Source organism: Flavobacterium sp. CBA20B-1, from assembly GCF_028473145.1.
Taxonomy (GTDB): Bacteria; Bacteroidota; Bacteroidia; order Flavobacteriales; family Flavobacteriaceae; genus Flavobacterium.
In genome coordinates this window covers 1078534-1100816 of sequence record NZ_CP092370.1, presented here as the reverse complement: position 1 = coordinate 1100816, position 22283 = coordinate 1078534, and the positions used below count along the sequence as shown (strand labels likewise).

The 22283-nt window shown below is 33.5% G+C and carries 20 protein-coding genes and 1 pseudogene; 10 read left to right on the top strand and 11 right to left on the bottom strand.

Annotated elements, in window-relative coordinates:
- Window positions 1–15 precede the first annotated feature (15 nt).
- Both MG290_RS05485 and MG290_RS05480 read left to right on the top strand, forming a co-directional pair.
- Complete coding sequence (locus MG290_RS05485; RefSeq protein ID WP_264562862.1) at window positions 16–624, top strand: C40 family peptidase; 609 nt, start codon at window positions 16–18, stop codon at window positions 622–624.
- A gap of 39 nt (window positions 625–663) precedes the next feature.
- The gene (locus MG290_RS05480; protein WP_319800356.1) at window positions 664–2664 is read left to right on the top strand and encodes a ComEC/Rec2 family competence protein; all 2001 of its coding nucleotides are present in this window, start codon (window positions 664–666) and stop codon (window positions 2662–2664) included.
- Here MG290_RS05480 and MG290_RS05475 read toward each other — a convergent pair.
- From MG290_RS05475 to MG290_RS05450, 6 genes are all read right to left on the bottom strand, one after another.
- Window positions 2643–3098 (bottom strand): thioredoxin family protein, encoded by a 456-nt coding sequence (locus MG290_RS05475; RefSeq protein WP_257498357.1) that lies wholly within the window; start codon window positions 3096–3098, stop codon window positions 2643–2645. The two genes, MG290_RS05480 and MG290_RS05475, sit on opposite strands and share 22 nt — an antisense overlap.
- A gap of 83 nt (window positions 3099–3181) precedes the next feature.
- Entirely contained in the window at window positions 3182–4990 is a 1809-nt protein-coding gene (locus MG290_RS05470; protein WP_264562860.1) for a peptide MFS transporter, read from the bottom strand.
- An 84-nt stretch (window positions 4991–5074) separates the two neighbouring features.
- Entirely contained in the window at window positions 5075–6730 is a 1656-nt protein-coding gene (locus MG290_RS05465) for an MFS transporter (protein WP_264562859.1), read from the bottom strand.
- 106 nt (window positions 6731–6836) lie between these two features.
- Window positions 6837–8429: a peptide MFS transporter gene (locus MG290_RS05460; RefSeq protein WP_264562858.1), complete on the bottom strand. Its 1593-nt coding sequence runs from the start codon at window positions 8427–8429 to the stop codon at window positions 6837–6839.
- A 53-nt stretch (window positions 8430–8482) separates the two neighbouring features.
- On the bottom strand, window positions 8483–10654 hold the full coding sequence (locus MG290_RS05455; protein ID WP_264562857.1) for a S9 family peptidase: 2172 nt from the start codon (window positions 10652–10654) through the stop codon (window positions 8483–8485).
- A gap of 110 nt (window positions 10655–10764) precedes the next feature.
- Window positions 10765–11262 carry a hypothetical protein gene (locus tag MG290_RS05450; RefSeq protein WP_264562856.1) on the bottom strand — a complete coding sequence of 166 codons (498 nt, stop codon included), beginning with the start codon at window positions 11260–11262 and terminating at the stop codon, window positions 10765–10767.
- 149 nt (window positions 11263–11411) lie between these two features.
- Between MG290_RS05450 and MG290_RS05445 the strand changes: the two are divergent.
- From MG290_RS05445 to MG290_RS05435, 3 genes and pseudogenes are all read left to right on the top strand, one after another.
- Window positions 11412–12729 (top strand): annotated as a pseudogene (locus MG290_RS05445) (hydroxymethylglutaryl-CoA reductase, degradative).
- A 31-nt stretch (window positions 12730–12760) separates the two neighbouring features.
- A complete protein-coding gene (locus tag MG290_RS05440) occupies window positions 12761–13195 on the top strand; it encodes a hypothetical protein (RefSeq protein ID WP_264562854.1) in 435 nt (144 codons plus the stop codon).
- 28 nt (window positions 13196–13223) lie between these two features.
- On the top strand, window positions 13224–14132 hold the full coding sequence (locus MG290_RS05435) for a GYDIA family GHMP kinase (RefSeq protein ID WP_319800355.1): 909 nt from the start codon (window positions 13224–13226) through the stop codon (window positions 14130–14132).
- Window positions 14133–14261: 129 nt separating this feature from the next.
- On the opposite strand, the gene MG290_RS05430 is transcribed toward MG290_RS05435, so the two are convergent.
- Genes MG290_RS05430 through MG290_RS05420 form a run of 3 tightly spaced genes read right to left on the bottom strand, consistent with a single transcriptional unit; the run spans window position 14262 to window position 15838 of the window.
- Window positions 14262–14792: a hypothetical protein gene (locus MG290_RS05430; protein ID WP_264562853.1), complete on the bottom strand. Its 531-nt coding sequence runs from the start codon at window positions 14790–14792 to the stop codon at window positions 14262–14264.
- A gap of 16 nt (window positions 14793–14808) precedes the next feature.
- Entirely contained in the window at window positions 14809–15513 is a 705-nt protein-coding gene (locus tag MG290_RS05425) for a DUF4369 domain-containing protein (RefSeq protein WP_264562852.1), read from the bottom strand.
- 1 nt (window position 15514) lies between these two features.
- On the bottom strand, window positions 15515–15838 hold the full coding sequence (locus MG290_RS05420; RefSeq protein ID WP_257500764.1) for a YbaB/EbfC family nucleoid-associated protein: 324 nt from the start codon (window positions 15836–15838) through the stop codon (window positions 15515–15517).
- A gap of 135 nt (window positions 15839–15973) precedes the next feature.
- On the opposite strand from MG290_RS05420, the gene MG290_RS05415 reads away from it, so the two are divergent.
- The 4 genes from MG290_RS05415 (at window position 15974) to MG290_RS05400 (ending at window position 20417) form a co-directional block, all read left to right on the top strand.
- Window positions 15974–18037 (top strand): S9 family peptidase, encoded by a 2064-nt coding sequence (locus tag MG290_RS05415; RefSeq protein ID WP_264562851.1) that lies wholly within the window; start codon window positions 15974–15976, stop codon window positions 18035–18037.
- 114 nt (window positions 18038–18151) lie between these two features.
- On the top strand, window positions 18152–18496 hold the full coding sequence (locus tag MG290_RS05410; protein WP_264562850.1) for a cysteine-rich CWC family protein: 345 nt from the start codon (window positions 18152–18154) through the stop codon (window positions 18494–18496).
- A 53-nt stretch (window positions 18497–18549) separates the two neighbouring features.
- Window positions 18550–19488, top strand: a complete 939-nt coding sequence (locus MG290_RS05405) for a mevalonate kinase family protein (RefSeq protein ID WP_264562849.1) — start codon at window positions 18550–18552, stop codon at window positions 19486–19488.
- A 5-nt stretch (window positions 19489–19493) separates the two neighbouring features.
- Entirely contained in the window at window positions 19494–20417 is a 924-nt protein-coding gene (locus tag MG290_RS05400; protein WP_413614621.1) for a geranylgeranylglycerol-phosphate geranylgeranyltransferase, read from the top strand.
- Here MG290_RS05400 and MG290_RS05395 read toward each other — a convergent pair.
- Together MG290_RS05395 and MG290_RS05390 are read right to left on the bottom strand one after the other, a co-directional pair.
- The gene (locus tag MG290_RS05395) at window positions 20408–20779 is read right to left on the bottom strand and encodes a hypothetical protein (protein WP_264562847.1); all 372 of its coding nucleotides are present in this window, start codon (window positions 20777–20779) and stop codon (window positions 20408–20410) included. The two genes, MG290_RS05400 and MG290_RS05395, sit on opposite strands and share 10 nt — an antisense overlap.
- Window positions 20780–20831: 52 nt before the next feature.
- Complete coding sequence (locus MG290_RS05390; protein ID WP_264562846.1) at window positions 20832–21302, bottom strand: hypothetical protein; 471 nt, start codon at window positions 21300–21302, stop codon at window positions 20832–20834.
- Between the two features lie 70 nt (window positions 21303–21372).
- On the opposite strand from MG290_RS05390, the gene MG290_RS05385 reads away from it, so the two are divergent.
- Window positions 21373–22281 carry a pseudouridine synthase gene (locus MG290_RS05385; protein ID WP_264562845.1) on the top strand — a complete coding sequence of 303 codons (909 nt, stop codon included), beginning with the start codon at window positions 21373–21375 and terminating at the stop codon, window positions 22279–22281.
- Window positions 22282–22283: the final 2 nt, after the last annotated feature.

Genomic DNA, 22283 nt, shown 5'->3' with positions numbered 1-22283 from the left:
TCAAAATATTAATTAATGAAAAATTTGGCTTTAACGTTCGCAACGTTGATTGCTGTATGTTTAACCACAGAGGTATCGGCTCAAACAGCTAAAAAAACCACTACTGTGACCACAACATCACAAAAAGCAAAAGAAGAAGCTACAATTGCAAACATTAATAAAAAAATGAACGCAATTGATGATGAGTTAGATAAACCATCAAAAAAAGTTGAAAAAAATAAGTATTGCTATTTAACAGAACAATTGCTCAATGTGGCAAATGATTATCAAGGAATCAGATACCAATGGGGCGGCATGTCACGCTCGGGTATGGATTGCTCGGGGTTTGTTAAATCTGCATTCGATCAGTTCAACATCAACCTTCCAAGAACTTCCAGAGAAATGGCATCGCGCGGTGAGCGTGTGGCAGCTTCAGAAGCAAAACCAGGCGATTTAATCTTCTTTAAAAACGGAGGATCTCGCGTAATAAATCACGTAGGTATTGTAATCGAAGTAAACGGTGATGATATTAAATTCATTCACTCGGCTACTTCAAAAGGTGTTTCTATCAATTCAACAAAAGAAGCCTATTACAGCAGAGGGTTTGTGCAAATAAACCGTGTGTACGACAGACAAGTATTATAGTTAGTTATTTAATATTCATTTTTTCATATCTTTATTTTAATGAATAAAGTAATGAAATATCCAATTTATCCCATTACATTTTCATATGTTAGTGGGATTTTTTGTAGCTTATATACTGGGCTATCGATTCAGTTTGCCTTGATTTTTGGAGTAATTGCTTTGTTGCTATTTGGGTTCTTTATTTTGATGCAATACAATAAAGGCTTCCATAAAAACTATAATTTTTTTACACTTATTGCGGTATGTAGCCTTTTTATAGCCTTGGGTTTTACATTTCATCGTTTGGCAAATAAGAAAATCGAGGTGCAACAATTAAATGAAACGGAATTTACAGTAAAAACAATTCGTGTATTAAAATCAAATTCTTATTCGCATCGTATATATGCCGATTTAATTTCACACCCGCAGCAACCTACTGTATTGGTTACATTTTCCAACAAACAAAAAACGCCAAAAGTGGGTGAAGTTTACAAAATTGTAGGCTCTATAAAAGAAGTGCCATACCCTAGAAATCCCTATGATTTTGATTATAAAAACTATCTGAAACAAAAAAATATTCATTACCAAATAGCTTCTTATTATCCGGCAGTTTTGATAAGAAAGGAGCATTCTGTAATTTCAAAAATAGCCGACTTTAGAAGCCTTTTAATGGAACAGTTTTCTAAAATGGGTTATGCTGATCAAACAAAAGGTTTTATAGAAGCATTGCTTTTTGGTGTTAAAAATAATTTAGACACCAATTTGCAAAACCAATTCAAAGATTTTGGTATCATGCATATCTTAGCAGTTTCGGGCTTGCATGTGCTTATTTTGTTTTCCACGTTAAATTACATCTTAAAACAAATGCGCGTTCCAGCAAAACTAATTCTGATGGTTTTAGTGCTGTTTTTAATTATGTTTAGTTTCATGGCGGGTCTTGCAGGGTCGGTGGTACGGGCATCGCTTATGTGTATTTTAGTGCTATTTGGTACTGTTTTTGAGCGAAGGGTTATCACTTACAACATTTTAGCAAGCAGTATGCTGTTGATTTTGTTGGTAGCGCCTAATTACTTGTTTGATATTGGATTTCAGTTAAGTTATGCGGCTGTTTTCTCAATTATTTTTTGCTTTCCGGTTATACAGCGTTTTTTCACATTTAATAACCCCATCATCAATTATTTTACACAGTTAATCGGTATATCTTTGGTGGCACAATTAGGTATTTTGCCCATAAGTGTGTACTATTTTAACCAAGTGCCTATTTTGTTTTTATTGGGCAATTTAATAGCTGTGCCAATTGCAACCGCTTTGTTGACCTCGTGGTTTGTGCAACTAATTGTCAGTTTTATTTGGTTGAAAACCGCTAGCTATGGAACGATTGTGTTGGAATTTGCAAGCAATTTGTGTTTTGATACATTGGCAAAACTCAATACTTTATTTCCAATGAAAGCATTCGATGTACATTTCAGCAGTTTGCAGGCTATCACAGCATTCTTGTTTGTCATGAGCGTTTTTTGGTATTTCCAAAAGAAAGAAAATCGAAAGATTTTATTGTCTATGTGTTTGCTTATTAGTTTTCAACTAGCAAGTATTCAAAAGGTATATAGAAACAATTCGACAAGTGAATTGGTATTGGTTGCAGATCGAACAAATGTGATTTTTTTGAATAGATCAGGAACTTGTGTAGCACAAATCGGAAATGCTTCACCAATTGTCCACTCCAGTATTAAGAACTATTTGCTGCACAATGGAATCAAGCAAAAGAAAATAGACTCATTGAGCAATAGTTTTACAATCAACAACAAAAGTTGGCTTATTGTTGACAGTTTAGCGGTTTATCCCAATAAAAAAATAGATTATTTGGTTTTGTATCAGAACGCCAAAGTAAACATAGAGCGATTAATTGATTATACCCAACCAAAACAAGTAATTTTGCACAGCAGCAATTATGCCTATTTAAACGAAGAATATGCTGCGTATTTGAAGAAAATAAAAATCCCTTACCACGATATGCGCAACAAGGGAAGTTTTAATATAAATTATAACTCAGACAATAACTGATCTGGGGTACGATAACCCAAAATGTCCTTAATTTTTTTTCCGTCTTTATCCAAAATAATCATATCAGGATAAGCTTGAACACCAATAAATTGTGCAAATTCATGCAATCCGTTTCTAGAGTTTTTTCGAGCTTCTTGATAACCTGGATTCTTAAATAATTTACCCCCAAATTGAATTTCTTCGTTTCCTTCGGCGTTAAATTTTACAGGGTTGAACTTTTCGTTGATTGTTTTAGCAACTTTTGGATCGGAAAATGTGTTTTTATCTAACATTTTGCATGGACCACACCACACAGTGTATGCATCAATAAAAATAGGTTTCTTATTTTTTTTCTGTGCAGCCAGAGCATCTTTCATGCTCATCCATTTAATTTCTTGTGCCTGACTTAAAAAACAAGTCATTGTAAATAAAACTAGTAGAATGCTTTTTCTCATTGTTATAAAATTTGAATGTAAATATAAAAAAAAATCCGATAGTTCATAAAAACTACCGGATTTGTTATTTTCAAAAAGTGTGCCTATTTCACACCGTGCATTAATTTTTTAAGTAATGGATTTAACGACATCACTATTAATCCTGCTACAATTGGAACAATTGTAAAAATAAGGAAGAAAGTTGATAACGAATATTCTTTAGTGATATTGTCTATCTGACCACCTAGTAAGGCTGCTAATTTATTACCAATTGCAATTGCTAAATACCACATACCAAACATAAAGGCAATCATTCGGGCAGGTACCAATTTAGAAACATACGATAAACCTACCGGTGATAAACACAGCTCACCCAATGTATGGAAGAGATAAGCTAAGATTAACCAAATCATACTTACTTTAATTCCTTCTGTAATACCATGAGCACCATAAGCTAATAGACCAAAACCAATTGCCATGATAATTAAGCCCATTCCGTATTTAACAGCTGCTGGAGGGTTGAATTTAGAATCCCATATTTTTGATACCGATGATGCAAAAGCAATGATAAAGAATGAATTTAGAATAGAGAACCAAGTAGGGTCAATTTCGGAAGCATCTTTAGTAAATTCATTACCAAGCATCCAAATTGCAACAGCCCAAACACCTAGAAAAGTTACAATTAGTACGATATTTGTAATAGCTGCTCTATTCCAAGTTTGTTTTGCTAATAAGAAAAGCACCCATGAAATAAACAATAATGGCACAACAGTTAATAAAGTATTAACGATGTTAAAAATAGTCAAAGATGTTCCTTCTAATGAGCGATCAACACTGTCACGAGCAAAAAGTACTAATGAGGATGCCGCTTGTTCAAAACTCATCCAGAAAAAGATGGTAAAGAAGGCAAAGATAATTACAGCTATCATTCGATCGCGAATTACTTTTTCATAGCGTACAAGACGAGATATAATTAACCCTATGAATATAATCAATCCAAGAATTACCAACAGATACATACCGCGAACTGTATCTAAACCTATTGAAGATAAATCAAAACTTGGTAAGAAATCAATACCTCCAATAACATATAAAGGTGCATCAAATGCAAATAATAATCCCACAATTGTAGTAAAACCTATTAAAACATAATCTAATGTAGTGAAAGGATTTCTTCTGCTGTCCTTAACTCTTTCTACATAGTCATTATCAGATTCACCTTCTTTTTTGTTTAAATCTACTACAGATGTTTTGTTAGCCTCTTTTTTAGGAACATCGCCAATATTTCCAAATAATGGTTTTGCCAACCAAAATTGTAAAGTACCTAATCCCATAAAAACAGCAGCTAAACCAAAGCCGTAATGCCAACCCATTTCTCTTGCCAAATAACCGCAAAGCATCATTCCAAAAAACGCACCTGCATTTACACCCATATAGAAGATGGTATAAGCGCCGTCTTTCTTTTCAGGGAATGCTTTATACATTTCGGATAGGATAGAAGTCATGTTTGGTTTAAAAAATCCGGTACCAATTACCAAGCATAATAAACCAAAGTATAATGCTACTTCAGAATCAAAAAACATAATAACATGTCCCATTGTCATTACAATGGAGCCTATTACGACTGCCCAACGGTAACCTATAAATCTATCAGCGATAATTCCGCCAAAAATAGGGGTAATGTAAAGTAGCATTGCATAGGTTGAGTATAAAGCACCTGCATGCTCTGCTGTCCAGCCCATACCTGGATTATTACCAGTTAATGCAGCAGTTAAAAATAGAACGAGTAGTACCCTCATTCCATAAAATGAAAAACGTTCCCACATTTCGGTAAAGAAAAGGACGAATAATCCGGCAGGATGCCCTAAAACATTCGATTTAAAAAAATCTGGATTAGCTGTTTCTGTTGCCATTAATATTGTTTTATTGTTTTTATTAAAGTTGGAAAGTTACTTAAATTATTTAATTTATTACGCATTCGTAAAAAAAAATATGTTTTAGTTTTTAAGTGCTCTTTGTCGGTTTTCTAAAGGTTTAATGATGAATCGGTCATAAATTGATAAGGAAACAATTGAAAATAAACCAATTCCCACAATCACCCACCAAATTTTATTGGGGTTGTATGTTTCCCAAAGCATATTGGTCATGTCCCAATGTGTCATGCCTAACTTTTGTTCTGCCAATGCAAAATATTCGTTTTTAGAAAAAGGAAAGTGTATTTCGCTGATATTTATATTCTTTGATGCCGCTAAATCGGTGAATGATTGTTTCACAACCGCCCAATCAATGGTTTCGGCTTTTAGATGAAAGTGTTTTTCAAAATCGCCAATAGACATATTTAATGCTTTGGAACCTCCTTCAATAAATTGTTCTTTGGTGACCACTTCGGGCATTTGAATGTTTCGGCCTGCCATTTCTTTTTTCAACAAGGATAATTTATCCGACCATGATTGATACAAACTTCCGGCAATAATTCCTGATAAAAAGTTACTTGCCGCTTGTGGAAGAAAATAAGTACCTTGATACAAACCTTCTTTTCCTTTTGGGGTGATTAAAGCGATAAATGAAGATACGGTTGGGCTGCTCATCATTTCACCCATAGCAAAAATTGCGGTTCCAATAATGGTAAACCAAACGTTGCCAGAGTAAAATGTTAATCCTACACCTATTGTAGCAACAATTGCACCTCTAATCACCGCATTAATGTGACGCATTTTAGTAACAAAATATGAAATTGGAATTTGAAAGAAAATAATCATTAACGCATCCAAATTAGTAAATTGTTCTGGGTTAATTTGTCCGTTGTTTTCATTAACGAACGATTGTTTCAAAAAAGGAATATTTTCAATAATCCAATTACTAATTGCACTTGAATTTACCCAATCATCAATAAAATTAGGTAAAGTATAAAATAATTGGTTAAACATTACCCAAAAACCAACCATTAATAAAAGTAGGATGCTTAAGCGTTTATCCTTTAGTGCTTCTAAAATTCCTTTCAACGAATCACCAATAGCTTTACCTATTGAATCTTTTGGTTTTTCTCTTTTTGGTTCTTTAAATAAAAACAGAACAATTAATAAGTTAATCGTTATTACAATTGCAGCTTGAATAAAAATTATTTTATAACTATATGCATTTCTTAATGTAGAAGACATAAAAGGACCAACAAACCCACCAATATTCACCATCATATAAAAAATTCCAAAACCAATTGTTCCAGTAGATTCATCGGTGTTTCTAGCTACAATTGCAGAGGCAACAGGTTTAAAAAAGGCGGCTCCAATTGCAAGAAATAGAAAAATCATATATACACTCCAATAAGTGTTTACTTCACCCATTAAATAATAACCTAAAATCATTATTACATAGGATATTACTAGAGAAAGTTTATAACCGATTCTATCGGCAATTACACCAAAAAAAATAGGAAGTAAATAAAGAATTGCTGTAACATCTCCAATAATACTTCCTTTTTGGATATGATTAAAGCCTAAACCCTGATCATCTGTAGATCCAACCAAGTATAACCCCAATATATTGAACATTCCATACCAAGCCCAGCGTTCAAAGAGCTCCATATTACTTGCTAACCAAAAGTTTCTATTTAAGGATTTTATAGTTTGAAAAAATGATTTTGAATTATCTGACATAAATTAACAAATTTTTAATCTTACAAATAAAGTAAAATATTTAAAATGATGCACAAAAAAAGCGACTAAAAAAGTCGCTTTTTGAATATATGTTTTTTATATACGATTAATTAATGCCGTGCATTTTTTTCTTTAATATAGGGTTTAGTAAAATTAGAATTAAAGCTGTTGCACCTGGTATGATAGCAAATATCATAAAGAAATACGACATAGAATGTTCGGTTGTGATTTTATCAATTGTTGATCCAAGCATACCTGCAATAAAGTTTGCAATTGCTGATGCTCCGAACCAAAAGCCGAATAGTAATCCAAGTAATTTTTTCGGAGATAATTTGCTTACATATGATAGCCCTACAGGAGATAAACATAATTCACCTGTTGTGTGAAAGAAATAAGCTATAATTAGCCAAATCATGCTTACAGAAGCAGTTTTTGCGCCTTGAGGTATTGAACTTGCACCATAAGCTAAGGCAGCAAAACCTATACCTACCAAAATAAGCCCTATTGCAAACTTTATGGGGCCTGAAGGATTCCAAATTTTTTCCCAAAATTTACTAAAAACAGATGCTAATGTAATAATGAAGAATGAGTTAAGTATTTGAAACCATGAAGCTGCAACTTCTGTTTCTAATGAACCAAACTCTCGGGAAACTTTCCATAAACCTAATCCCCAAATTATAATAAACGATATTGCAGTAAAAATAATTGTTAAAGGATATTCTTTGAATAATTTTTTGGCAAGGTTTACAAGAACTATTGTTACAATAGCAATTGGTACTATGGTTAATATAGCATCAATCCATTTAAAAGTAATGGCAGCATTGCCATCTAAAACGCGTTGTGTATAATCAAGTGCAAAGATCGACATGGAACCACCAGCTTGTTCAAAAGCAAGGAAAAATACAATACTTGCCAACATTAAAACAGCGACTACAATTAATCGGTCTCTTACTACATTTGAAGGAGTTTCAACTTCAGCTTGCTCTTCGTTATTTGCAATTTTTTTATTGTGAAATTCTTGAGTATTTTTAGGACTTTCACCATTTATACCAAATACTTTTTGGGCAAAGTAGAACTGTAACATACCAAAAAACATGAATACACCTGCTAAACCAAAACCATAGTGCCATCCTACCTTTTCACCTATATAACCGCATAGTAACATTCCTAAAAATGCCCCAGCGTTAATTCCCATATAAAAAATGGTATAACCAGCATCTTTCTTAGCACTTGTATCAGGGTATAGGTTTCCAACCATTGATGAAATATTTGGTTTAAACATTCCATTACCTAAAATCATTAATGCAAGTCCCAAATAGAAAAAGTTCGGACTAAAACCTTCTAACGCCATTGATGCATGACCTAAAGTCATAATTAAAGCACCCCAAACAATAGCTTTTTTAGCTCCTGTTAATTTATCAGCAATCATTCCACCAATAAGAGGAGTAAGATAAACCAAACCGGTGTACCATCCGTAAAGAGTCATCGCATCCTCTCGGGTCCATTCCCAACCGCCTGAGGCTAAAGTGCTAACTAAAAAAAGTGTTAATAATGCTCGCATACCGTAGTAGCTGAATCGTTCCCACATTTCCGTAAAGAAAAGGACAAAAAGTGAAGCAGGATGACCCAAAACCGTTTTTGTGTCGGCTCCTTGTCTTTCAAGATGTTTAGTTAATTCTAAATCGTTTGTATTATTCATTATATGTTGCGTTTTGTAATTTTATTTCGTAAAAATAAGTTAAATTTTTTGAACTACAATTTCTCTAAAATGTAATCGGTCATTTTTGTATATAATTGTTCGCGGGTTTTGCCACCATAAATACCGTGATTTTTATCGGGATAAATCAACCAGTCGAAATTTTTGTTCAATGCAACCAGTTTGTTGATTAAAAGCATACTGTTTTGCACGTGTACATTATCGTCTGCTGTTCCGTGAATCAATAAAAAATTTCCTTTTAATTTATCGGCATGTGTAATTGGCGAATTGTTGTCGTAACCCGATGCATTTTCTTGCGGTGTAGTCATAAAACGCTCTGTGTAAACCGAATCGTAAAAACGCCACGATGTTACCGGAGCAACTGCAATGGCAGTTTTAAACACATCGTTTGCTTGGAAAAGTGCGTTACTGCTCATAAATCCACCAAAACTCCAACCCCAAATTCCTATTCTGTTGGCATCAACAAACGATTCTTTTGCCAGTTGTTTTGCAACAAAAATCTGATCTTCAACTTCAAATTTACCTAATTCTTTCTGCGTTACCTTTTTAAAATTGGCTCCTTTAAAACCCGTTCCACGCCCATCAACGCACACCACAATGTATCCTTTTTGGGCAAGCATCATGTGCCAGTAATCGTTTAAATCGTGCCATGAATCGGCAACTTCCTGCGAACCTGGTCCTGAATATTGATATAGTAATACCGGATATTTCTTTTTAGTATCGAAATTTTTTGGTTTAATCATGTATCCGTTTAAATCGTTTCCAACCTCGTTTTTAAAAGTGGTAAATTCTTTTTTAGGAAGATCGAACTTTTTCAGTTTGTCTTCTAAAGCCGCATTATTTAAAATTTCTTTTACGTTTTTTCCGGTCGATGCATCAACAAGTGTGTAAGAAGGTGCTTTGGTGCTTGACGAATGATTGTTGATAAAATACTTAAAATCGGGACTAAAAGTAGCGCTATTGGTTCCGCTTTGGCTTGACAATTGTTTTTTACCAGATCCGTTGAGCTGAATGCTGTACACATCGCGTTTTGTAGAACCGTTTTCAACCGATTGATAATAAATGGTTTCATTGCTTTTGTTGTAACCGTAATAATTGGTAACCTCCCAATTTCCGTTGGTTACCTGTTTTTTTAGCGATCCGTCGTTATTGTAATGATAAATATGGTTGTAACCGTCTTTTTCGCTGGTCCAAATGAAACTGTTGTCGTTTAAAAAAGTCAAATTATCGGTAATATCCACATACGCTTTGTCTTTTTCGGTAAGAATGGTCGATGTTTTACCCGAATTGGCATCAACAAACAATAAATTCAACTGGTTTTGATGGCGGTTCAGGGTTTGAACACTTAAAACATTGGTATTATTGGTAAATTTTATGCGTGGAATATAATAAGCAGTTTCGGCATTTAAAGTTACGTTTTGAGTAGATGCTTTTGAAACATCGTACAAATGCAAGCTTACTTTTGAATTGTTTTCGCCCGCTTTTGGATATTTGAAAACCTGTTGCTGCGGATACAAACTTTCGCCATAAACATCCATAGAGAACACAGGCACTTCGCTTTCATCAAAACGAATATATGCCAATTTTGTTCCATCGGCATTCCAATCAAACGCGCGTACAAAGGCAAATTCTTCTTCGTAAACCCAATCGGTAATACCGTTTATAATGGTGTTTTTCTCACCGTCTTTAGTAATCTGTGTCGTTTTTTTAGTAGCCACATCAAAAACATACAAATTGTTTTCAAACGCATAGGCTATTTTCGATCCGTTTTTGTTCAACAAAGGTTCTTGAATGGCGTTGTCGCTTACTTTTACAAGTGATTTTGAAGCGATATCGAACAAATAATAAACCGATGTAAACGAATGACGGTAAATAGGAGTGTAGTCCGTTGCAATTAATATTTTATCGTCGGTTATATTGATGGAATAATCTGAAATTTGATTGATTTCCGGAAAATCGGCAGTAGAAAATAAGGTTTGCACTTTTTCTAACGTAGTAAAATCAAACGCATCGATCGTAAACGTACCCGTATTTCGGTTATAATCCAAAACGCTGTATTGGTTTTTTGTATGTAGCGTATTTAAAGCATTTAGTTGGTTGGTTCTAAAAGTTCCGTTCCAAATTTGAGCAACTTCAATTTGTTGTTGCGCCTGTATCGTTGTAATTGGTGCTGCAATAAGTGTAAGCGGCAGTAAAATTTTCTTCATAAAATAAAGCTGAAAATTAAAAAGGAGCAAATTACTTCTTTTTTTTATTTTTTGGGTTGATTAGATTTAGAAATTGTTTTTTTAATTATTTCAGGAACTATAAATCAAGATTAATTACTAGAAATATTTCGTTTTTGAATTTCGATCTTATCTTTCCAAATCTTTCTATTGTTCACAACAAATTTTTCAATTCCATTATCTGTTCTTAGAAAAAGTCCGTTTGGAATGATACCTAAAGTGTAACAAAAGCCAATTTCTTTAATATCTTTTAATAAAATAATTTGGCTATGGTTTTGGATATTGAAATTATGAGATTTAAATTGAACACGATTTGTCAATAAGTACAATTTGCCTCCAACAGCCTCATTATTTACGAAATGGTTCGCACCGCCTGAGTAAATAATTTCTTGTCCTTCAATATTTTTAATTTGAGTTTGATTTTTTACTGTTTTAGAATTTACGAAGAGATATATTGCAATTCCAAAGAATGAACCAGATACTATTCCTGAAACAATTCCATATTTACTTTCATAAATTAGACTAAATACAATTCCCATTGAAACACCAAAGAATATTCCTGCTAAAATTGAATTTTTAATTGCTGCCATTTTAATTTATTAATTTACTATTAACTCTCAAATATACAAATCTATCCTTTCTGATAAAAAATCTGTGCATCTGTGGCAAAAAAGCCTCTGGCAAATCAAAATCTAAAACCCAAAACCAAAAAAATGTATCTTTGCAAAAAAAATTTCTCATGAATATCGTTAACGGTTTTTCTAAACTTACAAAAGAGCAAAAAATAAACTGGCTGGTTGAAACTTATTTTAATAACGACCAAACGGTGGTTCAATTGTTACAATCGTACTGGAATAGCAACAACGAACTGCAAAAACTGCACGATGAGTTTATAGAAAACACCATTACCAATTTTTATTTGCCAATGGGTATTGCGCCCAATTTTGTAATTAACAGCAAAACTTACGCGCTGCCAATGGTTATTGAAGAAAGTTCGGTGGTTGCAGCGGCAGCAAATGCGGCGAAATTTTGGAGTAAACGCGGCGGTTTTAAAGCAACTGTTCTATCTACCGAAAAAATTGGAAACGTGCATTTTATGTTTGCTGGTTCTGGCGAAAAATTAGTTCAATTTATCGAAAAAGTGCAACCTATTTTTAGAACGCGAACTGCAGCAATTACCAAAAACATGGAAAAACGTGGCGGCGGTATTTTAAATATTGAGTTGATTGACAAAACGTTAGAACTTGAAAATTACTACCAACTACACGCTACGTTTGATACAAAAGACAGCATGGGTGCTAATTTCATTAACTCGTGCTTAGAAGAATTTGCAAATGTGTTGCGTGAAGAAGTTTCCAATTTTGATTTGTTTTCTACCGAAGAAAAAGAATCGTTGCAGATTGTAATGTCGATCTTATCGAACTACGTTCCCAATTGTTTGGTTCGTGCTGAGGTTTCTTGTAAAATTTCCGATTTAAAATCAAAAGAAATAGAAAATCCGCAAGAGTTTGCCGAGAAATTTGTGCAGGCGGTTCGCATTGCCGAAATAGAAACGTATCGTGCCGTAACTCATAACAAAGGAATTATGAATGGAGTAGATGCGGTGGTTTTGGCTACAGGTAACGATTTTAGAGCAATTGAAGCCGGCGTGCATGCTTTTGCTGCAAAAGATGGAAAATATACATCGCTTTCTCATGCCGAAATTGTTGGTGATGAATTCCGTTTTTGGATGGATCTTCCGTTGGCGTTGGGAACTGTAGGCGGATTAACAAACTTGCACCCCATGGTAAAATTCGCTTTGCAGTTGTTGGAAAAACCCGATGCCAACGAACTTATGCAAATTATTGCCGTTGCTGGTTTGGCACAAAATTTTGCGGCCATAAAATCATTAACAACAACGGGTATTCAAAAAGGACACATGAAAATGCACTTAATGAATATTTTGAATCAAATGAATGCTTCGGCTGATGAAAAAGCGGCAGTTTTACAGCATTTCGCAGAAAAAAACGGTTTCGCACAGTGCTGTTGTTGATTTTATTGAGGGTTTACGAAAGTAATTTAATTGTACTTCAAAGTTTATAATCTCCCATGAAGAATATTTATTTAATTTTCATATCCTTTATTTTTCTATCTTGTTCTAATAGAAATGAAAGAGTTTTATCTAGTATTGAAGATTTTGAAAAGAATATAGGAAATTGGAACGATTTGACAGAAGATATATTAAAGGATGAGATTGTTAATCAAAAATTGGAAACTTTAATTAAAGTTACAGATTTAAACCAATCAATTTATAATAGATTACATAAAGAGAATGTTATTTACATAATTGTCACAAATAATCTTAACTGCCAAAAAGTTGAATATCAAAAGAAATGGTCAACTTCAGTTGGTACTCAATATTTAGAATGGACAAGTTGTGACTCTATTAAAACTCAAAAAGGTTATTATGAAGATTTAAATCCTATTCATGTATTTGGTATTGGTAATAAATGGTTGACTTGGATTGATTTAGATCCAATATAAACCGATTTTTTTATAAGTAAAAATAATTATGGAATTTTACAGCAACGGTAAACTCTTTATTTTAGGCGAATATTATGTGTTAGAAGGCGCAAAGGTTTTTGCATTGCCCACAAAGTTTGGTCAATATCTACATGTTTTTCCTTTAAAGACAAAAACCTTAAGCTGGAAAAGTTATGATGCTGATGGCTCGGTTTGGTATTACGATGAAATTGCTGTAAACGATATTTTATCAAATAATCAATCCAGCGATGACAAAGTGCGAAACACCCTGATTGATATTCTGCATCAGGCACATTTAATGAATCCTACCATATTAGAAAATAACGGCTTTTTAGTTGAAACGAAACTGACATTTCCACGGAATTGGGGCTTGGGAACATCATCTACTTTAATAAATAATATTGCACAATGGTTTCAAATTGATGCTTTTGAATTGCTACAAAAATCGTTTGGTGGCAGTGGGTTCGATATCGCTTGTGCACAAAACAACACGCCTGTAACGTATCAGGTTGTAAATAATGAACCTATTGTTGAACAGGTAACTTTCAATCCGAATTTTAAAGAGCATATTTATTTTGTGTATCTGAATAAAAAGCGCGACAGTAAAGATGCTATTGCTAATTTCAGAAAAAAGCAAAAGAATTTATCAGCAGAAATACAACAGGTTTCACAAATGACCAATGAATTATTACAGATTCAAGATTTACAGTTTTTTATTAATTTCTTAAAAAAATATGAACAAAATCTCGGCGAGATTTTAGAAACACCAACAATTCAAAAAGAATTGTTTCCAAATTTTAACGGGTTGGTAAAAAGCCTTGGCGGCTGGGGTGGCGATTTTGTTATGGTTGCATCAGAACAAAATCCTACAGAATATTTTAAAAATAAAGGATACGAAACGATTATTGCTTATAGTGATATGATTTTGGGTGGTTAAATTGAAGCATCAATTCATACAGATTTTTTAGCAGTTTTCTGATAATTATTAATCGTTATGCCATTAAAAATCTAAATTCGTTTTAAGTTGCTTTCAGCATGACAAACTTTATGAATATTTAATTTAATCTTATTGTTTTATGGTTGTTCCTTCTAATATTTCAAGAAAAACTTTCTTATGCTCTTTAATCTTATTTTCCTTTGTACTTAATGATAGAATATAACAATCTTTGTTATTAAACAACCTGACATTATAATATATTAAATCTTTATCAATCTTTAATTCAGAAGATTTCGCTTTATAAGAATTAATTACAGTATCATTATAAACTGTTGGTGTATCTACATTAAATATTTTCGAGTGCTTTCTATCTATTTCTTGAAACTTTTCTTCATCATCAATAAATATTTCGTCATAAACATCAATTCTAAAATCATCGTTTGTAACATACAAATATAAGTAACTTAAAGAATCTTTGAAGTTGATTTGCTTTAATAACGAATTAGGTATTAATTCCTTGTTAACTTTCAAATCATACTTACTTTTAATTATAAAATGATCTGTTTCAATTACTTTATAATCTTCAACAGGTTTATTTTCGACTTTATTACAACTTATAACAAGGAAAAATAAAGCACTAAATAAAAATATTATTTTCATAATTCAATAAATCAATTCACTGTTTATCAACCAATTCCAAATAATTTTTAAGAATAACGCCGTATTTACTTTTTGCTACGTGTGGGGATAGGTTGTTGTAAATAGTATCTAAATGGTTATTGTTCATAGTGGCAACATCGGTCAATGTAATGTACGGAGCTACTTCGTTTTTATTATTTTTCAGTGCAAAATTCACTGCATTCCAATAATACCTGCGTTTGGTGCGGTTCAATACATTTTCTAAACTATCTGCTTTAGCTGTTTGCTGGTTTTGTTGAGCCAAAATAATAGATCGAACCAAATCGATTTGTTTGTTGGTATAAATAGCTCTTGTTTCTAAGTATTTTGAATATAAATCTTGGTTTTTAGAACCCTCAACTACTGCTCCGCTTGAGAAATTATCTAACGAACTATTAATTTTTAAATCTCCTGGTTCGGCAAAAAACAAAATCAGGTTGTCCATAGACTGTGTCGTTCCACGGTTTAATCCCAAATATAAAACTTCGGGTTCTTGCAAATCAAATGATGTTTCAAAAGTAGAAGTTCCTTTCAACACCACACTGTCTAGCGTTATCAACATACTGTCTTTTAATTGCTGCACGTACAAAGTTCCTTGTTTCAATCCTTTTATTTCGCCGGTTATGTGTGTGTTTCCCGCTTTTTTGTCGCTACACGAAACCATCGCAGCCACACTTATTAGTAGTAAAAATAACTTTTCCATTCTACTTAAATAAATCCATTCCTGGAATATTTGGCATTCCGTCTTTTGCAGCAGCAGCAAGTTCGGCTTCATTAATTGCTCCGGCTTTTTCTAATGCCTTATTCAACGTTAAAATCAAATAATCTTCTAGTTGTTCTTTATCGCTTAACAATTCATCATTGATATCTATGGTTCTAATTTGTCGGTTTGCTGTGACAGTAACCTTCAATAATCCGTCGGCCGATTGTTCATCAATCAAAACCGTATTTAAACGTTGTTTTGTTTCTTCTACTTTTTTCTGGGCTTCCTGTAATTTTCCCATCATACCCATTAAATCTCCAAACATATCTTAAATTTTAATATTTAGTACAAAAGTATTAAATTCAACCGAAATCATTAATTATAAATTTATGAAACACTCAAGTATTTTTATGCTGGCTTTTTGTAGTATTTTTGCAGCATGTTCAACAACAAAGATAAAATGAAAAACACTATAAAAGAACCAATTGCCAAGATAAACCCTACCAATTTAGAAAAACACGGCGATGTTCGCACAGATAATTACTATTGGTTAAACCAGCGCGAAGACCAAGAAGTGATTGCTTATTTGGAAGCAGAAAACGCTTATTACAATGAAATGACGGCGCATACCAAAGATTTTCAGAAAGATTTGTTCGAAGAAATGAAAAGCCGTATTAAAGAAGATGATGCTTCTGTTCCGTATTTTAAAAATGGATATTGGTACATAACGCGTTTTGAAAAAGACAAGGGGTACCCTATTTATTCAAGAAAAAAAGGCACTTTAGATGCACCAGAAGAAATCATGTTTGATTGCAACGAACTGGCAAAAGGGCATGCTTATTTTCAATTAGGTGGATTAAATATTAGCGACGATAATAAATTTGCTGCTTTTGGAGTGGATACCGTTTCGCGCCGAGAATATACCATACAGATTAAAAATTTGGAAACAGGTGTAATTTTGCCTACCAAAATAGAAAAAACAACAGGTGGAAGCACATGGGCTGCCGATAACAAATCGTTGTTTTATTCGCGTAAAGATGAACAAACCTTGCGTGCCGACCGTATTTTTAAACATACTTTAGGAACCAATGTGGCACAAGATGAACTAATCTTTAATGAAAAAGACGAAACTTTTTCTACTTATGTATATCGATCAAAGTCGCGTAAATACTTAATTATTGCTTCTGAAAGCACTCTTACATCTGAATATCAGATTTTAGAAGCGGCAAACCCCAACGGAGATTTTCGGGTTTTTCAGAAACGTACGCGCGGATTGGAATACTCGATTTCGCATTACAACGATCATTTCTATATCGTTACCAATAAAGACAATGCTACCAATTTCAAGTTGATGATTACGCCCGAAACAGCTACCATCAAAGAAAATTGGAAAGATTTAATACCGCATCGCAAAGAAGTATTGCTAGAAGGAATCGATATTTTTAAAGATTATTTAGTGGTTTCTGAACGATTTAATGGGTTGTCACAAATAAAAATAATGCCTTGGCAAAACCCCGATGGCGTTTATTATTTGCCTTTTGACAGCGAAACCTTCACCGTTTATACAACTACAAATGTTGATTTTGATACAGAAATTCTTCGCTTTGGCTACCAATCGTTGGCAACACCTTCTTCAGTAATCGATTTTAACATGCGTACCAAAGAAAAAACGGTTAAAAAAGAACAAGAAGTTTTAGGCGGAACATTCAATAAAGACAATTATTCCGAAGAACGCGTTTGGGCAACGGCTGCCGATGGTACTAAAATTCCAATTTCTTTGGTTTACAAAAAAGATTTGAAGAAAGACGGAAAAAACCCGCTGCTGCAATACGCTTATGGTTCGTACGGTTCAACCATGGAACCTTATTTCTCAACCGTTCGTTTAAGTTTATTAGACCGTGGATTCATCTACGCCATTGCACACATTCGTGGAGGTGAAGATTTAGGCAGAGAATGGTACGAAAACGGAAAACTGCTTAAAAAGAAAAACACGTTTACCGACTTTATTGATTGTTCAAAGTTTTTAATTGATCAAAAATATACATCGCCTCAACATTTGTATGCCGAAGGCGGATCTGCCGGTGGTTTGTTAATGGGAGTTGTTTTAAACGAAGCACCTGAATTGTACAATGGTGTGATTGCTCAGGTTCCGTTTGTTGATGTAGTTACGACGATGCTTGATGATTCCATTCCGTTGACTACTGGGGAATACGATGAATGGGGAAACCCCAACGAAAAAGAATATTATGAGTATATGAAATCCTATTCGCCATATGATAACGTAAAAGCGCAAGATTATCCGAATTTATATATTTCCACAGGTTTCCACGATTCGCAAGTGCAGTATTGGGAACCAGCAAAATGGATTGCAAAACTGCGAACGCTGCGAACCAACAAAAAATTATTGTTTTTAGACACCAATATGGATGCCGGCCACGGCGGTGCATCTGGGCGTTTTGAAGCTTTAAAGGAAGTGGCTAAAGAATTTGCTTTCTTGTTAGATTTGGAGGGGATTAAGAAGTAAAGTTTAACCTTGTTTAAAAACATTTTTTTGTGTATTTTAAATAACGATTGAAACGGTACAAGCTATCAAAACCTCATAGGTATTAAACAATTACAGCTTTTAAAAATTAATCTATTGAAAACCGAAAACTGCACCCATTGCCACAAAACCATCACTTGTAATGTAGATGATATTGCAAACTGCGATTGCCAAAAAGTGGAGCTTTTAGATGAAACTGTTGCGTTTTTATATGAAAAAACACAGCACGATTGTTTATGTAACGACTGCCTAAAAAAGTTCGATGAACTCACAAAGTTTTCATTGACCAATAAGTTTCCAAAACGTCCAACAGAGTTGGTGGAAGGTTTGCATTTTTACATAGAAAATGGCTTGTTTGTGTTTACCGAGACCTATCATTATTTAAAAGGAAGGTGTTGCCAAAACGGCTGCCGACATTGTGTGTACGGAATTCATAAATAATTAACCAACTTATTAATTAAATTTGTACATTTGTTTTACAAAATAGAATGATTATGAAAGGTCCGTTGTTTTACTCAAAGATCTTATTGTTTGGCGAATACGGAATTATTAAAGATTCTAAAGGCTTAGCAATTCCGTATAATTTTTATAACGGAGCGTTGAAGATTGATGAAAATCAAACCGAGATTACGCAAAAATCGAACAAAAGTTTAAAAGCATTTGCAACCTACTTAAACCAGTTAATGGTAAACGAGCCAGAGTTGGTAAAGTTTGATATGGAAGCTTTAAACAAAGATGTAGAAGCTGGAATGTATTTCGATTCCAGTATTCCACAAGGATACGGCGTAGGAAGCAGCGGTGCTTTAGTAGCTGCGATTTACGATAAATATGCAACCGATAAAATCACTGTTTTAGAGAATTTAAATCGAGAAAAATTACTTGTGTTGAAGAAGATTTTCGGTAGAATGGAATCGTTCTTCCATGGCACATCTTCCGGATTAGATCCTTTAAACAGTTATTTAAGTTTACCTATTTTAATCAATTCAAAAGATCACATCGAACCTACTGGCATTCCATCGCAAAAAGAAGAAGGAAAAGGCGCTGTGTTTTTAATTGATTCTGAAATGGTTGGCGAAACCGCACCAATGGTCACTATTTTTATGGATAACCTTAAAAATGAAGGTTTTAGAAATATGATGAAATCACAGTTTGCAAAATATACCGATGCGGCTGTTGAAAACTTTTTGAAAGGCGATTTTAAGACCTTGTACCAAAACACTAAAGAGCTTTCTAAGATTGCATTGAGCCACTTTAAACCAATGATTCCTGAAAAATTTCACCACATTTGGCAACAAGGAATTGATAGCAATGATTATTATTTAAAGTTGTGCGGATCGGGTGGAGGAGGCTACATTTTAGGTTTTGCACCTGATTATGATAAAGCTAAGGAAGCGTTAAAAGATTATAAATTAGAATTGGTTTACAAGTTTTAAAAATGATACAAAAACGAAAACTCAAAAGAACATTATTAAAATTTCTAAGTTTCTTTTCGGTTGTTCGTGGATACAATATAGCTGTTGTAGTGTTGGCACAATACTTATCGGCAATCTTTATTTTTGGCTCTCAATCGAGAGCCATTACTGTTTTAACAGACGGTGGCTTGTTTTTAATCATTTTCAGTAGTTCGCTTGCAATTGCATCTGGATACATCATCAATAATTTTTACGATACCGAAAAAGATCTTATCAACCGACCTTATAAATCAATACTGGATAAAAAAATTAGTAAAACCACTCAGCTTCGGGTTTATTTTTTCTTAAATTTTTTAAGTGTTGCCATTGCTTGGTTGGTTTCGTGGCGGGCTGCATTTTTCTATGCTGTTTATATTTTCCTGTTATGGTTTTATTCACACAAGTTGAAAAGATTCCCAATCGTGGGAAATATCACGGCATCGCTCTTGGTTTTAATTCCATTTTTTGGGATTTTAATGCACTTTCAAAATTTTAGTTGGGGCATTTTCGCCCATGGCTTTTATCTCTATTTAATTCTTTTTATTAAAGAATCGGTAAAAGATTTAGAAAATTTAAAAGGTGATTTTGCTAATAATTATCAAACCATACCGGTACGTTTTGGAAGCAAAGTCTCAAAAAGTTTAATTACTTTTTTGGTTTTGCTAACTTTAGTACCTGCATTTGCGCTAATTGCTTACTATAAAATAGGTTATATGCAATACTATTTTTATGTAAGCAGTGGGTTGTTGCTGGCGTTTTTAATATTTTTATATCAAGCATCAACACAAATCGAATACAAAAAACTGCATATTTTATTAAAACTCATTATTCTTTTAGGAGTGCTTTCCATTGTTTTGATCGATCCAAATGTAATCATCCATGGGAAAAACCTCGTAGTGCCTTATTTATAAACAATTGCTTTAGGATTTGATCTAACGAGATATTTCCATATCATTAAAATTGCAACAATGATTGTTCCTAAAAAATAAGCAAGTCCAATAAACAGCAATCTTTGTGCTTCGCTGTTAAAACTTTCAAATTCATTTACTTCTGAAAAAAGAGCCAAAAGCATATACATAGACAACAAAATCAGTGTACTAGCTATCAATACACCTACAACATTGTTTTTAATAAAAAGTTGAAAAACGAGAACAGCCAATAACCCAATCGCAAATGGATTTAATAGGTTTGATGTTCCATGCCAATAAATAAGCACAGCAATTATCAATAGATATTCTACAAAATTTGAAAGAAACGAAATACTATTTTTCATAAACTAGGGTTTTAAATACCAACGCAATATTTAGGAAAAATAGTATGCGCTACTATAAATTTAAGTCATCACTATTGGTAACTTCTGCTGTATTTGTTGGTGTAAGCACGGGTTTTGGCTTCACACGGGCAAAAAAGAAAAAGATACATGTTACAAACCATCCCGCCCAAAACAAGTAGCCGCCTGCATGAAACTGACTGTTCATATACTGATGGCTGGTTGATGTGAAATCGTAAAAAGTATAGATAAGACCGATTAACCCCAAAATGATAAAAACTAAATTTACAATGCTAAAGTTTTTAAAAGTGGTGGTGCGTTTCACAATCCACAGAATAGAGATTAAAAGCAGTTGAATCACAAAAACCGCAGCAAAACCTTTATACCAATGTTTCATAAAAGCATATTCGGTATAAACAGTTGACACGCCAATGCGGCCAATAATTGACATTTTCGACAATAAAATTCCGGCAACCAAACTAATAATTGCCTGAATTAAAACAAGGATAACCCATTTATTTTTCATAACGTTTTTACAATTTAAAACTTATGGTAAAGATGCTAAATATTCTCGTATCTTTGTAAAAATTTTTTTAATGAATACGCAAGGCGGAAATAACGGCAATAAAAATAATAAAAAATCTTCTTTTTCTAAAAAGGGATCTTACGATAAAAGCAAACAAGGTGGGTCGGCATCGGGTTCAAAATTTGGTAAACCATTTAAAAAAGACGACAAACCGTTTAAAAAATGGACCAACGACAAGCCTTCAAAAGCCTTAAAAACTACAACTGTTATAGACGATACCATACGTTTAAACAAATATGTGTCCAATTCAGGTGTGTGTTCACGTCGTGATGCAGACTTGTACATTCAATCGGGTAACGTCACCGTAAATGGAGAGGTTATCACCGAAATGGGCTACAAAGTAAAACCAACCGATAAAGTGGTTTTTGACGGCGTTTTATTAAACCCAGAGAAAAAAGTATATGTTTTATTGAACAAGCCGAAAGGTTTTTCTACCTCAGACGATGAAAATGTTTCTAGCGTGTATGATTTGGTTCGCAATGCTTCCACATCGATCTTAAAACCAGTGGGCAGAATGGATAAAAGCACAGTGGGGCTATTGTTGTTTACAAACGACAACGAAATGATTCAGAAATTTACAAATGCCGCACAACACTCTTCAAAATTGTATCAGGTTTCGTTAGATAAAAACTTAAAATACGACGATTTAGAGAAAATTCAAACAGGTGTTTATATCAACGAACATAAAGTTTGGGTGGAAGAAATTTCGTATGTTGAAAATCAACCAAAAAGCGAAGTAGGCATAAAAGTAAAAACATCAAACGTAAAAGTGGTTCGTGCTGTTTTTGAAAAATTGGGCTACAACGTGATAAAATTAGACCGTGTGATGTATGCCGGATTAACCAAATGGGGTATTGCCCGCGGACAATGGCGTTTTCTTACCGAACAAGAAGTCATAAATCTTAAAAATATAAAATAAAT